Source organism: Metaclostridioides mangenotii (assembly GCF_018917235.1).
Taxonomy (GTDB): Bacteria; Bacillota; Clostridia; order Peptostreptococcales; family Peptostreptococcaceae; genus Metaclostridioides.
The window spans coordinates 335,743-351,238 of record NZ_JAHLOF010000003.1 but is presented as its reverse complement, the minus strand read 5'-3'; the positions used below and the strand labels follow the sequence as shown (position 1 = coordinate 351,238).

The following is a 15,496-nucleotide window of genomic DNA, read 5'->3' as shown; positions in this document are numbered from 1 at the left end:
TAGGTAATGATTTTAAAGAGACATATAGATTGGTTGTTGAGTGGTTAGAAGGTAAAAATTTGATATAGTTTATAAAAAAGGGCTAATGTTAATAGTTAGCCCTTATTTTAAATACTTATTATATTCTATCACATAATAAAAACTAAATTATTCAACTTTGTCAGTATCCTCACTATAGTTTATAGTTCCCATCATTGATTTTTTAACTATAGAACAATTAAAAGATAGATTAGAAATTGTTTGAATTAGAAATAGCATTTTCAATTAGATCAATTTGCTTATGAGCCAAATATTTTTGATAAGAATGTAAAATTGAGTTTATCTTTTCCTCGTATTTCTCTATGCACTTCTTAGATTCTTCTATGTCTTTATTTATAATTAACTCATAGGAGGATTGGGCTAAAAAGTAATTGATAATGCTCATTTTTTTACAGTACTTAATATGATCTTCCGTCCAATATTTATCAACCAAGTCATAAGCTACGTTATTTATTAAAAAATAAAAAATAATTTCATTTTTGATAATTGCCTTATAGTAGCCTGGATAATTATCAGTGTATAGTATAAGTTTCATAAATATATTTAATCCATCTTCGCTTTTACCATTTTCCATAAAAAAAGATCCTTCATTTAACTTCATGTACCCATTTATGAAATTTGACAGATCTGCGTCTTTTGATACTTTTACTATTTCATAGGGCATAATTTTAAATCCCTCATACATTTCTAATTCTTTTTCAAATTGAAACATATGATAAAAACTTTTTTTGGAATGTTTATCTTTACTTGCATATAGGATATTCATGCCATCTGTTGGTATTCCAGAACTTTGTATAGGAATCCCATTTATAAACGCAAATAAAAGGTTGTAAACAACTAGACAAAATAAAAACATATGAAATAATATAGATGGATTAGATTTTAGTATTACAGCAGCACTAATTACAGCTGTTAAGGAATTTGCAATAACCCCACCAAAGTTGTAAAATTTATAAGGCCACTTGTCATTAAATGGAGGTGGCTGCATCAAGCACTGTCCCCCTATTCCTTTTATATTTTTATATTTAAACTTTAATTGATTTTTGTATTTGTACACAGTTAACCCTAGAAATGAAAAAGAAAGAAACTTATAACCGCTGATTTTTGCTGCAATAAAGTGACCAAATTCATGAATAAAAATACTTAAAAATAAAGTAAATATCGAGATAATTGCAATTTCAATTAATGATAATAATATATCCATAGCACACACTCCAATAATAATTTTAGATTTTAGACAATAGTATACATTATATCATACAGATAGAATCATGTACCACAATAACTATTGGTTCGGTAAAAAGAGAAAGAACGTTCGGTAGTTTAAGGCAACCAGTTTTAAATAGTATTAGAGAAGAAATATTCTTCAAAATAGAAAAGAATAATTCTTCAAATTTTTTATACAATGCAATTCTTAAAATAGGTGTTATAACATGCCAATTATTATTGTTGTAATAACTTGTAGTATTGTAAGTAGATAGATATAAAATCAAAATACATTTTTCTGAAAAATTATTTCGATTTGATAATTATGATTAATTAATAATAATTACCAGTTATGCATTTTAAGTGGCCAGTTTTGTATAAAATGTTGAAATTATCTTTTAATTTTACTATTCTAATGTTGGTTGTTAATACAAATGTAACAAAGGAGGAAAGAAATATGAAACGAAAGTATTTTAAAAGAAAAGTAGCTATTTTATTAGCTGCAGCATTAGTATTATTACCTCTGAATTAATAGAAAAGGCAGTAGATGAGTTGCTTATTTTATTTAAAAAACCTTTCATGTCAAAATATGCCAATTTAGTCATATATTATAGATGAATACAAATTATATTACAATAATGTTATTGTAACACCTAATAGCAAAACATATCATACTAACAAAAATTGTTTTTCACTTAGCAGAAGCTATGACTATGAGTTAATAACTAAAGAAGAAGCTGAAGAACGAGGTATATTAAATAAGTGTAAATTATGCAAATAATTATAAATTGCAATTTTAAAACCGCCTAATGTATAATAGAGCGGTTTTATTTAATTGCAAAGAGTAGTAAATTTAGTCATTCTAACTAATCTTTCAACTACAGACTCATATTTAAAAGATAAAAGTGAAGAAGAAACAATGTCAGCTTTTAATATTTTATATTTTCTAATAATTTAATTGATAATGACAATAAATCCACTTTTGCATTTAAAATGACCAGTTATGTAGATTTCATTGCGGTGTATTTAAAATTTTGTTATATATAAAAAATATAAACAGATAATATAGTTTATTCAAAATTAAGAGGAGTGGATTAATCTTTTTAATTCATACATTAAGGGGAGTATTATGAAAAAAACTATCTATATTTTAACTTCAATTCTCATATCAATCTCATTATTAACTATTGGTTGTAAATCGTCAAAACACGCAAACTCTATAAAAGATTATAAATATGCATTTGTTCATTCTATTTGGGCTAAAAATAAATCTATAATATCATTATATGATAAAAACGGAATATTTTTATACGATAAAGAAATCCCTTATGGGGCAATTACAGGTAGTGCATTTAAAAAATATCCTGATGAAACAAATAACAAAATCTATTATGCCTCACCAGAAATTGGTACAAAAATAACAGATTATATTCCAGAAATAGATAAAAATACTCTAGATGTAAAAAAAATAAATATATTTGAAGGTTCTCCTGCTTATTTCTTTGATGTAGATAAAAATTATATATATGCTGGGATGACAAGTATTGATGATTTCGATCTATACAAAACAGATATAAAAGAGAATAAAGTTATAAAAAAAACAACACTACAAAATAAAGGCACAGCTTTTTCTATAACGACTTATAAAGATAAGCTTTATTTAATAACTACCGACCTACGTGAGCCATACTCTTCAACTTTGAATATATTAAACAGTGATAATTTAAACATTGAAAAATCATTACCAATCGGAAAAGGCGGTTCAGGTATGGTTACAGCAATTTTAAATAATGATCTTTATGTGTTGAATAGTACAGATGAAAAAGGAAATCCTTCTAACATATTAGTTAAAATAAATTTGAGAGATTACTCTGTTGAACATATAGAACTGCCTTTTGAGAACTTAGATAATATATGCGTTTATAAAAATAATTTATACATACCCGAATATAACTCAGTAGAACCGTTAGAAGGAAAATTAGCTAATAATAGAATCGTTATGTATGATACTAAAAATGGTGAATTAAAAACTATTTATTCTAAAAATGCACAGCAGTTTTCTTATATAAAAGATGATGTATATATTTCTTCTGATGGACAAAAAATGTATTTCTATAGCCTTGATAACTTTGAATTAAAAAATTCTTTCAACTTAGTACATGAAAATCCTGATATAGATTCAATGTACCCAGTAGGATTTTTTATTAAATAAATTTTAAGAAGGGGATGGTTTTATGAGCAATAAAATTAGATTTAAATTAAAAAAATATTTAGCAATAGCCTTAGTGGCAGGGATTGGATTTTCTAGTACAACAATAGGGGTATTGGCTTATGATGACCCTTATGATGTGCCAAAATTCACTCAAGAAGAGATTAATGCCGAAATGAATAAACTTAACAACATGACTCAGGATGAAATTGATGCCGAATGGGAAAAGGCTGAAGAAAAAGCAGCTCGAGATTTAAATTCAAATCAAAACTTAATGGCCGCTAAAGCAACCGGTACATATCCTAAAAGTGAAAAGGGTAAAATACTTGCAACAAAAGATAACAAAACTTCTGGATGGGCTCATGGGCATGCTGCTATAATATATTCCTCATCAAATGTGGTAGAAGCACTGCCAGGTTCTAATAAAGGTGTAGTTGTAGGCTCAAACAATTGGAATACTTCAAAAGACACTTGTTGGGCTTTAGGTATTAGAAAGACTACGAATGCAACAGATGCAAAAGCTGCTGATTGGGCTTACAATAAAAGAGGACTTCCTTATAGTCTTCTTATTGACAAATACGAAGATAAAAAATTTTATTGTTCACAATTAGTATTCAGGTCTTATCTTGCTGTAAGTAATTGGGAAGTAAGCTTAGTACCAAAAAGTAAGATAACTGTAACTCCTATGGATTTAGTTAATTCAGCTGATACATTTGTTAAATATAAAAAATAAAAAACAAAAGAGGATCTAGTAGTCTAGAATCCTCTTTTTTATTTAAATATATAACTAGTTTACGTTTAGCTTTTGCTCTTTTAGTATTGATAGTTACTCTGCATACACCAAAAGTATCAGCTATATATGAATCTGTCCTTTTTTCTATATACCACATAACTAGCATTCTTCTTTCAAAAGGACTCAATGTATCAAACACCTCACTACATGTTATACCGTTAATCCAATTAGCATCTAATAAGAAGAGTGTTACATTAAAAGCAAGAGGAACAATTAATATGAATATATTAGTCAATGGTATTGGTACAGTTGCTTCAAAAGATCATACAGTTACAGGTACATATAAAATCAAATAGAAAGAAGAGAATAAAATGATAGATATATACTTTGTCGGACAAATTATAAATACTGCACTTTTAGTTTTGATTTTTTATATAGTTTACAAAATATTAAAAAAAATATAATATAATTTATATAAAATAAACCCTAATAAAAATTAGGGTTTATTTTGCATGTTTAGATCCATTTATAAACTGTAAAAAGTATTATTTTACAACTAAATTGTATCAATGGTCATGAGTATAATAGTGCTAAATAAAGAAAAAGTCTCATAGGATATAATAAAAAGTAAATTTAGAGGTGAATTATGAAAAAATATAAAAGACAACAAGAAAATTCATATAAGTATACCTTAGCTAATACTAATCTAAGAGAAGAAAAATCTACTACTTCAAATGTAATCACTGTAATACCGGCAGGGTCTATGGTCCAAGTTATCGATGCTGAAGAAGATTGGTATGAAGTATCATATAACGGACAAAGAGGGTATGTATATAGTGACTATTTATCCACAACAAAATATACATGGACAGATGCTACTTTAAGGTCTTATCCATCTGCTGAGTCAAATCCAGTAACTATAATTCCTCCAAAATCTATGGTACAAGTGTTATCTGTAAATGGAGACTGGAGTCATGCTATGTATGACAATCAAGAAGGATATATATTTAGCTATCTACTTTCTGATGATGGAAATCCACCTGAAGAATATGATTATAAGTACTTTTACACAGATATGACAAAGTTTGTAAATGATAATCAAATTAAAAGCCCCACAACAAATTTAATTACAACTGATTTAGAAAATAAGCTTACTTATGTGTTTGAAAAAAATTTTGATGGTTCATGGAATTTACTGTATAAGTGGCTATGTACAATAGGTAAACCTAGTACACCAACTATTAAGGGCACTTTTTATGTTAGCGGTAGAAAGCCTTACTTTGGCTCTGATACTTATAGAGTAAAATATGCTACTAGAATTCGAGGTAGTTATTACTATCATTCAATTTTATTTGATCCGACAGGAACTGAAATAATTGATGATAGACTTGGGATGGCCTTGAGCCATGGATGTGTTCGATTAGCTGTAGAAAATGCTCATTGGATTTATGATAATGTATTAGATAAAACTACTATAATTATAAACTAAATTAATATATAGGCTTTGTAGATAATTGTCTAGCAAAGCCTATATTTAAGATTTTATATAATAATGCAGCCTTAGTAAAAAGAGGCAAAAACGAGGTTATTGTATTCGACAAAGAGAAATATTGAGATAAATAATGTTAGAGAGATAAGGGCGGCTTAATTGCAGCCTTTTTTATTTCCATCAATCCCCTGTAGAATATCACTATCTTAAAGCATATACTAGAACGTATATTCGGAACTTGTGTTCTATAAAAATGAGGTAGATTTACATGGAAAGAACAATATTACATTCAGATATGAACAATTTTTATGCTAGTGTGGAATGCTTGTACAATCCATCGTTACAAGATAAGCCTCTAGCAGTAGGAAGTCAAGGCGACTCACAATATGGAATTATACTTGCAAAAAACTATATAGCTAAAAAATATAAGGTATCTACAGGCGAGGCAATTTGGGAAGCTAAAAGTAAATGTCCAGGTTTAGTTGTAGTTCCTGCAAACTTTAGACAGTATATGAGATTTTCAAAGATGGCTATTGAAATTTATAAAGATTACACAGATAAGATAGAATCCTTTGGATTAGATGAATGTTGGCTTGATGTGACTCAAAGTACTAAGTTATTTGGTAATGGTGAGACAATCGCAAATGAAATAAGGGAAAGAATGAAAAAAGAGTTAGGCGTAACGGTGTCAATTGGGGTAAGTTTTAATAAAATATTTGCTAAACTTGGCAGTGATATGAAAAAACCTGATGCGACTACAGTTATTCTTAAAGATAATTTTAAAGAAAAAATATGGAACTTACCAGTTGAAGATCTATTAAATGTAGGAAGATCAACTAAAAATAAATTTACGAAATATAATATATTTAATATAGGAGACTTGGCTAAAACAGATCATAATTTCATTAAAAGAATCTTAGGAAAAAGAGGAGAGGAACTTTGGTCATTTGCCAATGGCTATGATAATTCTTCGGTTTCAAGTTTTGGATCCAGTCCACCTATGAAAAGTATCGGAAATTCAATAACAACAAAGAGGAATCTAGAGACATACGAAGACGTAAAAATAGTATTATATAAATTAGTAGAAAGTGTATCTGAGAGACTAAGAAAGCATGGTTTTGTATGCAACACCGTACAAATAACTATAAGAGATAGTTCTTTAATGTCATATGAAAGACAAGGAGCATTACTTATTCCTTGCTGTACTACAAATGAAATATTTGATAAGGCATTCCAGCTTTTCAAAGTACATCATTATCCATTTGTGCCAGTTAGAAAACTTGGTGTTCGTGCTTGTAATTTATCTAATTCTAATTATGTACAAATATCATTCGATAGATGTTTTATTGATATGCAAAGACATGAGAAAATAGATGAAACTATAGATAAGCTAAGGTTTCGATTTGGACATTATTCTGTACAGCGTGGAATCTCATTAGTTGATACTGAATTATCACATATAAATCCTAAAGACGATCATGTTATTCATCCAACTGCGTTTAGATAATCTCTATTTTGCTTTTAAATGTGAATACATGTATATTAGAGTATAAGAATCATAGTATAAATTTATGATATAAAAGATATATGTTTAAATATGTTGTATAATTTAAGCATTGAATAAAAATAAGGAGGACATTTTATGAGACATTATAAAAAATTATTATCATTATCAAAATTTACAAAGAAGTTAGTAACAATTACATTAGCATTTTCGTTAATAATTCCAATTGTGAATACAACTTTTGCATATGATAATTTAGAAATTAGAGATAAAATATCGTTAAATGAGGCTAAGAGTTCTAATTCATCATATGAGGAAAATAAAGTGTTAGAAAAAGAAAATAATACACCTGGAGAAGAAGGAATTTTATTTAAAGATGCATTTGATGATGAGAATTTTAAATCATATATAAAAATGCAAATTATACAGAATACAAATATAAATGAAGATAAATATAAAATAACATCTGAAACTTTTAAAAATGTTGACACTTTAAATTTAGACAATAAAGGTATTAAGAGCTTAAAAGGAATTGAGTATTTTGAATCATTAAGGACTTTAAACTGCTCTAAAAATACTTTGGAATCTCTGGATTTATCCAAAAATGAAAAATTATCGAATTTGGTGTGTAATGATAATAATTTGAAATCATTAGATCTATATAAAAATAACAGTTTGAATTATATCTTATGTTTTAGTAATTCTATATCTAAATTAGTACTACCAGAACAAGTTGATTTAGGTGAGTTAAATTGTTCTAATAATAATTTAAGTAAATTAGAACTTCCTAAGAATTCAAATATCGTGAAGTTGGATTGTACATACAATAATTTAACATCATTAGTATTACCAGAGTCAAACATTGAAGAATTATATTGTGGAAATAATAAATTAACTAATTTAGATGTTTCAAGAGATGTAAGTTTGAAGAAATTGTATTGTAGCTTTAATAAGTTAGATAACTTAAATTTATCAAAAAATATAAATTTATCTGAAGCAGAGTTAGGAACACAAAGTGCTGAATACAATTTAATTAGACACAATAGCCAATACTCAATTAATGTTGGTAAAAATATAGATGGAAATAATTTTAAATCAAGTGTTGAAGTTTTAAGACCTATTTATGGTCAATATACTTCAGATGGATATATCGATTTAGGTTATGTTATAATTTTTGATGATGATGATTATGCATCACATGATGCTAAATTCAACAGAATATATAAAATTAATGATAAGAGCTTTGCAATGGCTATTACAGCAAAATTAAAAAAAGCTCAAAAAGAAGAACCAGAGGAAGATATTACGAAAATTGAGTATCTTACTGGTAAAGATAGATACGATACAGCTGTCAAAATAAGTCAAAATGCTTTTACGTCAGCAAATAATATAATATTAGTAAATGACTCATCACTACCAGATGCATTATCAGTAACACCATATGCAAAAGTGAAAAATGCTCCTATATTATTAACGCAAAGCAACAAATTAAATGATCAGACAAGGAAAGAGATAGAAAGATTAAAAGCAAAAAATTTATATATAGTAGGTGGAGAAAATTCAGTAAGTAAGGATGTAAAAAATGATTTAGAGTCTAGAGGATATAGTGTTGAAAGAATATCAGGGGAAGATAGATATGCAACATCTTTAAAAGTAGCAAAAGAATTAGATAAGATATCAAACATATCGGAGATATCGGTAGTTAATGGTGAAAAGGGGTTAGCAGATGCTGTAAGTATTGGCGCTATATCGGCTCAAAATGGAATGCCCATCATCTTAACAAATCAAAATGATAATATGGTTAATATAATTGAACTCGTTAAAGATGAAAATATCAAAAAAACATATGTAGTTGGTGGAGATAGATGGTTCCCAAACGATATAGCTAATAAATTACCATCGGTCGAAAGAATATCAGGAATAGATAGAAATATGACGAATTTAAAAGTAATAAATAGATTCTATAAAGATACAACATTAAATAATCTTTATGTATCAAAAAATGGGATGGGAAATCAAGATAACCTTATTGATGCCCTTTCAGTAGGCGTAGTAGCAAGTAAAAAACAGTCACCTGTAATGTTAGTGGGTAATTCACTTAATATTAGTCAAAAACTGTTAATAAAAAATAAAAAATTTAAAGTAATCACTCAAGTAGGCGGAGAAGGAAATGAAAACGCATTTAATGAATTAAAGGAATTGTTGAAATAGGAAATAAATATTTAAAAAGAGCCGGTAGGATCCGGCTCTTTTTGAATTTCCAATAACTCCTTGTAGAATAATATACACATTAAAGCATTACTTTAATAAATATTTGCTAAATTAGGTATACATCAAGTAGTTTCATTTTTGAAACTACTTGATGTTTTCCTTTAATGGTAGTATAATAGTTTTGTATTTGAAACTATTATAGATGGAGGTATTCTGTGAGAGAAGCATTTGAGCGATTCATGCGAGCTGTGGATATGGAACAATATAATGAGATGAAAAATAGCGACTGGGGCAAAGAAACCAGTTATATCAATATTCTACATTTGTTTGTCATTGGACACAGCGAAAGAACTACGGTCAGCGAACTGGCAGATAAATTGGGACTTTCTCGTCCTGCCGTGACTCAAAAGGTGAACGAGCTGGAAGAATTAGGGCTTATAAAAAAAGTACAGTCCACACAAGATAAGAGGTTCTTTTACATCTCTTTATCCAACCGAGTAAAGCAGAGTAGCCAAAGTACAAAAACTGACTCTGTACTGGATGCGGTGGAAAAGGAGTTTTCTAAAGATAAAAAAGTTGTTTTCGCGGAAATACTAAATTTTATGGCAGCCTATGTAAATGGAGTTGAAGAATCAATTTAACTAGAAAGTACTTGATAGATTTTATAAAGGAGAAGGTGCAATGAGCGGAAAAATTATTATGAACTTAGCCATTAGCATTGACGGATATATTGCTGATGAAAACGGGGGCTTTGACTGGATTGTGGGACAAGGAGATACCGCTATTGATACAGCCGAAAGAAGTGAGTTTACAGAGTTTCTTGCGGGTATCGATATTGTTGTTATGGGCAAAAACTGCTATGAGCAGGGCTTTGCTAAAGATTACCCAACAAAGACGATCTATGTAGCTACTAGTGAAAAGAAAGAAGATGAGGGTAATATCCATTTTATCAGTGGCGATATTGTAAACAAATTTGAAAAAGAAAAAAACAGCGGTAAAAATATATTCCTGTTTGGTGGCGGCGGTCTGATAGATCACTTTGTCAAGGCCAATGCTATTGACGAATATATTGTTGGAATCATTCCAACGATACTCGGAAAAGGCCGTCCACTATTTTTAGGAAACAACCCGACAATACAGCTTCATCTTGATAAATACACCATTAGCGATGGAGTTGCTGTATTTCATTACTCAAAACGATAAAATACTAAGAAAACGATTACATCAAAAGAGATGAATTGTATTATTATTCTTTGAAAGCTGGATAATACAGTATATAAAATTGTTTGTTTTAATAAATAACACATGTTATAATTTGTATAAAAACAAGGTACAAAAAAGCAAAAAGAAAGGGTGAACTTCATGAGTGTATTAACTCCTAATTTTAACATTTAAAAAAATAAAGGAGAATGATATGATTAATAAATTTGATGCAAGTAAATTAGATGACATAATGGAAATTTGGCTTGAGACTAATATAGAAGCTCACAGGTTTACACCAAAAGAATATTGGATTGAAAATTTTGATATGGTAAAAAAAATGTTACCATATTCTGATGTTTATGTATATGAAGATGGTAATATTATTAAAGGATTTATAGGAGTTGTAGAACAAAATTATATAGCAGGGCTTTTTGTGAAAAAAGAGCATCAAAGAGAAGGGATAGGTCAGAAACTTATAGAGTACTGTAAATCTAAGTATCCATATCTTGTATTAGATGTCTTTAAAAAAAACGAAAAAGCAGTAAGATTCTACCTGAAAAATGATTTTATAGTTGTTGATGAACAAATTCATAAGGATACAAAAGAGATAGAATATACAATGTCTTTTGGTAAAAAGTAATTTAATATACAACGTAACATAAATGAAAATATAAAAATACCGTATTATTCAGAAGTGAATATACGGTATTTTTTTTGTAATTCAAGATAAGATGATAAGTCGAGAATTAAAAATTATAAAAAAACTGGTAATTTTCAAATTAAAACCACTGTTTATTGACTTTAAAAAAGAAAGAGGAACTGTATTTAAATATGTACAGTTCATCAAATAAATACAAATAATAAAAGTAGTTAAAAGAACTTTACAAACATAATTCCAATAATCGTTAATATTATAGCGGTAATTCTTTTACTGTCGATTTTTCTTTTTTGTAAATTAAACATTCCAAACTGATCGATTGTCAATGCCATAATCATTTGCCCTAATAGAAAAATCATAGTTGTCAGAACTGATCCAAGTGCAGGTAATAAGACAATGTTACCTGTTACAATGAATATACCAAATATACCACCTATATATATCCATATAGGAATACGATTTCCTTTAGTGTCGTATAGAGGAAACTCTAAGCGGCGTTGAGTAATCATTATCAAAATAAGCAAGATAATCGTGCCAACAAAAAAAGAAATAAAAGTAGCTCCTAAAAGCGAGCCTGTTGCAACTCGTAGTTTTCCATTAATAGCGGTCTGTAATGGTGGTAAAAATCCAGCCAAAATTCCTAAAATTACCCAAGTAATTCTACTATCCTTCTTCTCTACTTCCGACTCCATAGTTAAATCTATTTTCTTTTTAGGTTGCACTAATGAAATAGCCAAAATCATAATGATAGTTCCAATTGTCCTTGTAATACTAATAGGATTGGCTGGTACACCAAACCACCCAAAGTGATCAATTAGAATACCCACAATCATTTGCCCAGTTACTGTGATTATTGTTGTAACTGAAGCACCAAGTTTTGAAAAAAGAACGATATTAGCCACATTAAAGCCAACACCAGCTATTGCTCCACCGATAAAAACATACAATGGATATGAAAAATCAATTCCAACCGTGATCCCTACAGGATCTACTATTAAATTTATAATGAGTAGTATAATTGTTCCTAAAGAAAATGCGATGAATGAAGCCGTTAAAGGTGTTTTTGAATAAGAGCTCAAACGAGCACTTATAGATGCTTGAATAGGGAAAAACATTCCAATAATTACTCCTATAATTAAATAAAGTGTGATTTGCATAAATATACCTCCTTATATTAACTTTATTATTTAAATCTTTTATAAAAGATATTATAGACTCTTTATATCTACAATTATTTAAAAAATAAGAGTGGATTATTAATCCACAGATATTTTTTTTACTAAATCTACTAATTTTTGATTCTTCAAATCTTCTTCCATTTTTTCCTCTGCCGAAAGCATTATTTTTTTTATAGCACATTCCGAAGGAGAATCCAAACAGCAATCAAATAAAGATGATTTACCTTCTATAGCATGAATAATGTCCAAGAATGAAATATCTTCCCAATATTGGCTAAGAGAATAACCTCCGTTGACACCTGAAGTAGAATTAATCATCCCTTCTTTAACCAATTTAGTCAATATTTTAGACAAATATGTTGGAGAAACTTTTTGTTTTTCTGCTAACTCTTGTACACCAACAAGCTTGTTTTGTGTGTCCATTGCAAGAAATAGCATGGTGTGAAGAGCATAAATTGTAGCTTTTGAATATTTCATTTATAAATCACCTCCTTTAAAAGACTTAATGTATCTATAATAGCTTTAAATATATGCTTTGTCAAATAATTTTTAATTACTTTTATAGCTTAATGTTACTAGCTTTTTTATTATGCTTAAAATCACCTTGCATTGTCTATACTAACTGTAGGACGGAGATTTGGATGCTTCTAGTAATTTATTATGAGAACGCAGTTATCAAATAAAATGGCATTAGCAGTCAAGTAACTTAGATAAGCATCCTAAAATCAATAATTTAAGAGGTGATATTATGTATCCAATTTACGATCCTATTGGAACAAAAGAAGAATGCAAAGAGGTAAATATAGGTTTTCCTCCTCAACATCAAGAGTTACCAGGATTTGAGTATAAAATGCGCCCAAGACCGATTTCTATTAATCCGGACTACATAGGAAGTGGTAAACTCAAGGATAAGGTAGCAATAATAACTGGTGGTGATAGCGGGATAGGTAGAGCAGTAGCTTATGCATTTGTTAAAGAAGGAGCACATGTTGCCATATCTTATTTAAATGAGCATAATGATGCTAAAGAAACAATGGAATTTATAGAAAACTCTGGGGGTAAATGTATATTAATACCTGGGGACCTAAGAAATCCTTCTACATCTAAAGAAGTAGTTGAGAAGACATTAAATACCTTTGGTAAAATAGATATTCTAATAAATAACCAAGGTATGCAAGTATTTCAGAATAGTATATTAGATATAAGTATAGAACAATTGATAAAAACTTTTGAAACAAATGTATTCGGATATTTTTATTTAACTCAAGCAGCTCTACCATTTTTAAAAAAAGGATCTACAATAGTTAACACAACGTCAATCACTGGTTATGAGGGTAATGCTAATATGATAGATTATAGTGCTACAAATGGTGCTAGAACATCATTCACCAGATCTCTAGCTCTATCATTAATAGATAAAGGCATACGAGTAAATGGAGTTGCTCCTGGTCCAATTTGGACTCCTCTTCAACCTGCATCCCAACCACAAGAAGATTTAACAGTGTTTGGTTCAAAGACACCAACGGGTAGAGCCGGTCAGCCATTTGAAGTTGCTTCTTGTTATGTATTTTTAGCATCTGATGATTCTAGCTATATGACTGGTCAAGTATTTCATCCTAATGGAGGTACTATAGTAGCAGGATAAAAAATTATATAGCTAAAAATAGAGTTGTTATAATAAAATAGATTCTATTTTTAGCTCTTTTTATTTTCATAGCTAATAATTATATTCTATTGCAACAATGTATAATTATAGGATTTATTAAATACTAAAATAATTTTTATTGGATAATATCATATAAAGATATTTAATAATGATTTAACAAATATTATGTTCTCAATTTGTTATAATACATATGACAACATATAATCATAAGGCTAATGATAATATCCAATGTTGTGTATAGACTAAAACATCCGTATTTCAACGGATGTTTTATTTTTTCAAAAAATATTTTAAAAAGGATATTTAGAAAAGTTTTTAGTTATAAATGAAGTTTTTAACAATGATTTTAAAGTATGATTAAATCAAACCATCCATCTAACGGATGGTTTGATTTGATCTAGTAATAAATTATGTAATGAAGTATTATCTACGAGCAAATAGTTCATTTGCTATTTCATAAGAGAAATCGTGATCAAGTAATTTTGAAATTTTGTTATCATCCATTATCTGTTTTGTTGTTTCTATTAAGTTTGAATAAGCAGATCTAACTGGAGCAGAACCAAGACTAAATCGTCTAACACCCATTCGCTTTAAATTTTCTAAATTATTTGTTTTAGGTGTGGCGAGAATATTAATAGGTGAAGGTATATTTTCTATTAATTTTGAAAGATCACATTCTTCAAATGCGCCCGGTATAAAAATACAATCAGCTCCTGATTTATGATAAGCCTTCCCTCTTTTAATAGCAATTGATAGCCTTTCTTCCCCTTTTCCTGCTTTAATAAAGTACACACAAGTTCTGGCGTTAATAACAAAAGGAATTCCTAACTTCTCTCTAAGCGTAGATATTGCTTGTATTTTTTTTATTTGAAGATCGAGACTTTCTAAGTGAGGAGTTGGTTTAGTGTATCCATCTTCAATGTTAATTCCAACTGCACCAGCTTCAATAATCTTAGTTACATTTTCTGCTACTTCATCAATTGTGTCAGCATATCCTAATTCAATGTCTACACTCACAGGAATTGAAATTCTTTGAGTAATTTTATTTACTGTTTGAACAATATGTTTAAAATCAATTTTTTCTCCATCAGAATAACCTAAGCTATAAGCGAATCCAGCGCTTGTTGTTCCAACTGCTGGAAAATTAAGTTTTTCATAAATAACTGCACTACCAACATCCCAAGCATTAGGAAGTATAAACATCTTATCTTGGCGGTGCATCTCTTGAAATTGATTAGCTAAATATAGTTGCTTTTTATAATCCATATTTTTTATCCTTTCACTTTTTTAAATTTATAAGTTTATAGCATATAAACCTATTCCTTGTACAATTTATATACGTTATTATATACTATAGATACATCAATGTTCATCGATATATGAAATTATTAGGAGGATAT

At 28.7% G+C, this 15,496-nt stretch carries 14 protein-coding genes; 9 read left to right on the top strand and 5 right to left on the bottom strand.

Annotation, left to right across the window (positions count from 1 at the left end; genetic code table 11):
* Positions 1–229: 229 nt before the first annotated feature.
* Positions 230–1,243 (bottom strand): M50 family metallopeptidase, encoded by a 1,014-nt coding sequence (locus tag KQI18_RS07005; protein ID WP_216467067.1) that lies wholly within the window; start codon positions 1,241–1,243, stop codon positions 230–232.
* Positions 1,244–2,374: 1,131 nt separating this feature from the next.
* On the opposite strand from KQI18_RS07005, the gene KQI18_RS07000 reads away from it, so the two are divergent.
* Positions 2,375–3,457 (top strand): hypothetical protein, encoded by a 1,083-nt coding sequence (locus tag KQI18_RS07000; protein ID WP_216467066.1) that lies wholly within the window; start codon positions 2,375–2,377, stop codon positions 3,455–3,457.
* A 22-nt stretch (positions 3,458–3,479) separates the two neighbouring features.
* Entirely contained in the window at positions 3,480–4,187 is a 708-nt protein-coding gene (locus tag KQI18_RS06995; protein ID WP_216467065.1) for a hypothetical protein, read from the top strand.
* Here KQI18_RS06995 and KQI18_RS06990 read toward each other — a convergent pair.
* Positions 4,171–4,374, bottom strand: a complete 204-nt coding sequence (locus tag KQI18_RS06990) for a hypothetical protein (protein ID WP_216467064.1) — start codon at positions 4,372–4,374, stop codon at positions 4,171–4,173. The two genes, KQI18_RS06995 and KQI18_RS06990, sit on opposite strands and share 17 nt — an antisense overlap.
* Positions 4,375–4,833: 459 nt before the next feature.
* On the opposite strand from KQI18_RS06990, the gene KQI18_RS06985 reads away from it, so the two are divergent.
* The 6 genes from KQI18_RS06985 (at position 4,834) to KQI18_RS06960 (ending at position 11,234) form a co-directional block, all read left to right on the top strand.
* A complete protein-coding gene (locus tag KQI18_RS06985) occupies positions 4,834–5,676 on the top strand; it encodes a L,D-transpeptidase family protein (protein WP_216467063.1) in 843 nt (280 codons plus the stop codon).
* A gap of 268 nt (positions 5,677–5,944) precedes the next feature.
* On the top strand, positions 5,945–7,183 hold the full coding sequence (locus tag KQI18_RS06980) for a DNA polymerase Y family protein (protein ID WP_216467062.1): 1,239 nt from the start codon (positions 5,945–5,947) through the stop codon (positions 7,181–7,183).
* 135 nt (positions 7,184–7,318) lie between these two features.
* A complete protein-coding gene (locus KQI18_RS06975) occupies positions 7,319–9,391 on the top strand; it encodes a cell wall-binding repeat-containing protein (protein WP_216467061.1) in 2,073 nt (690 codons plus the stop codon).
* Positions 9,392–9,606: 215 nt separating this feature from the next.
* Complete coding sequence (locus tag KQI18_RS06970; protein WP_216467060.1) at positions 9,607–10,032, top strand: MarR family winged helix-turn-helix transcriptional regulator; 426 nt, start codon at positions 9,607–9,609, stop codon at positions 10,030–10,032.
* 40 nt (positions 10,033–10,072) lie between these two features.
* On the top strand, positions 10,073–10,594 hold the full coding sequence (locus KQI18_RS06965) for a dihydrofolate reductase family protein (RefSeq protein ID WP_216467059.1): 522 nt from the start codon (positions 10,073–10,075) through the stop codon (positions 10,592–10,594).
* Positions 10,595–10,805: 211 nt separating this feature from the next.
* Positions 10,806–11,234, top strand: a complete 429-nt coding sequence (locus KQI18_RS06960) for an N-acetyltransferase (protein WP_216467058.1) — start codon at positions 10,806–10,808, stop codon at positions 11,232–11,234.
* 230 nt (positions 11,235–11,464) lie between these two features.
* Here KQI18_RS06960 and KQI18_RS06955 read toward each other — a convergent pair whose 3' ends face one another.
* Together KQI18_RS06955 and KQI18_RS06950 are read right to left on the bottom strand one after the other, a co-directional pair.
* Positions 11,465–12,409, bottom strand: coding sequence for a DMT family transporter (locus tag KQI18_RS06955; protein WP_216467057.1), 945 nt, complete (start codon positions 12,407–12,409; stop codon positions 11,465–11,467).
* Between the two features lie 99 nt (positions 12,410–12,508).
* Entirely contained in the window at positions 12,509–12,907 is a 399-nt protein-coding gene (locus tag KQI18_RS06950) for an Rrf2 family transcriptional regulator (RefSeq protein WP_216467056.1), read from the bottom strand.
* A gap of 271 nt (positions 12,908–13,178) precedes the next feature.
* Between KQI18_RS06950 and KQI18_RS06945 the strand changes: the two genes are divergently transcribed.
* Positions 13,179–14,075, top strand: coding sequence for an SDR family oxidoreductase (locus tag KQI18_RS06945; RefSeq protein WP_216467055.1), 897 nt, complete (start codon positions 13,179–13,181; stop codon positions 14,073–14,075).
* Positions 14,076–14,519: 444 nt separating this feature from the next.
* Here KQI18_RS06945 and KQI18_RS06940 read toward each other — a convergent pair whose 3' ends face one another.
* A complete protein-coding gene (locus KQI18_RS06940; RefSeq protein ID WP_216467054.1) occupies positions 14,520–15,362 on the bottom strand; it encodes an isocitrate lyase/PEP mutase family protein in 843 nt (280 codons plus the stop codon).
* Positions 15,363–15,496: the final 134 nt, after the last annotated feature.

What these genes read in the sequence shown, in the direction of transcription:
- KQI18_RS07005 (WP_216467067.1), bottom strand. Translation starts at nt 1,243, where the DNA reads ATGGATATATTATTATCATTAATTGAAATTGCAATTATCTCGATATTT.
- KQI18_RS07000 (WP_216467066.1), top strand. Translation starts at nt 2,375, where the DNA reads ATGAAAAAAACTATCTATATTTTAACTTCAATTCTCATATCAATCTCA.
- KQI18_RS06995 (WP_216467065.1), top strand. Translation starts at nt 3,480, where the DNA reads ATGAGCAATAAAATTAGATTTAAATTAAAAAAATATTTAGCAATAGCC.
- KQI18_RS06985 (WP_216467063.1), top strand. Translation starts at nt 4,834, where the DNA reads ATGAAAAAATATAAAAGACAACAAGAAAATTCATATAAGTATACCTTA.
- KQI18_RS06980 (WP_216467062.1), top strand. Translation starts at nt 5,945, where the DNA reads ATGGAAAGAACAATATTACATTCAGATATGAACAATTTTTATGCTAGT.
- KQI18_RS06975 (WP_216467061.1), top strand. Translation starts at nt 7,319, where the DNA reads ATGAGACATTATAAAAAATTATTATCATTATCAAAATTTACAAAGAAG.
- KQI18_RS06965 (WP_216467059.1), top strand. Translation starts at nt 10,073, where the DNA reads ATGAGCGGAAAAATTATTATGAACTTAGCCATTAGCATTGACGGATAT.
- KQI18_RS06960 (WP_216467058.1), top strand. Translation starts at nt 10,806, where the DNA reads ATGATTAATAAATTTGATGCAAGTAAATTAGATGACATAATGGAAATT.
- KQI18_RS06955 (WP_216467057.1), bottom strand. Translation starts at nt 12,409, where the DNA reads ATGCAAATCACACTTTATTTAATTATAGGAGTAATTATTGGAATGTTT.
- KQI18_RS06950 (WP_216467056.1), bottom strand. Translation starts at nt 12,907, where the DNA reads ATGAAATATTCAAAAGCTACAATTTATGCTCTTCACACCATGCTATTT.
- KQI18_RS06945 (WP_216467055.1), top strand. Translation starts at nt 13,179, where the DNA reads ATGTATCCAATTTACGATCCTATTGGAACAAAAGAAGAATGCAAAGAG.
- KQI18_RS06940 (WP_216467054.1), bottom strand. Translation starts at nt 15,362, where the DNA reads ATGGATTATAAAAAGCAACTATATTTAGCTAATCAATTTCAAGAGATG.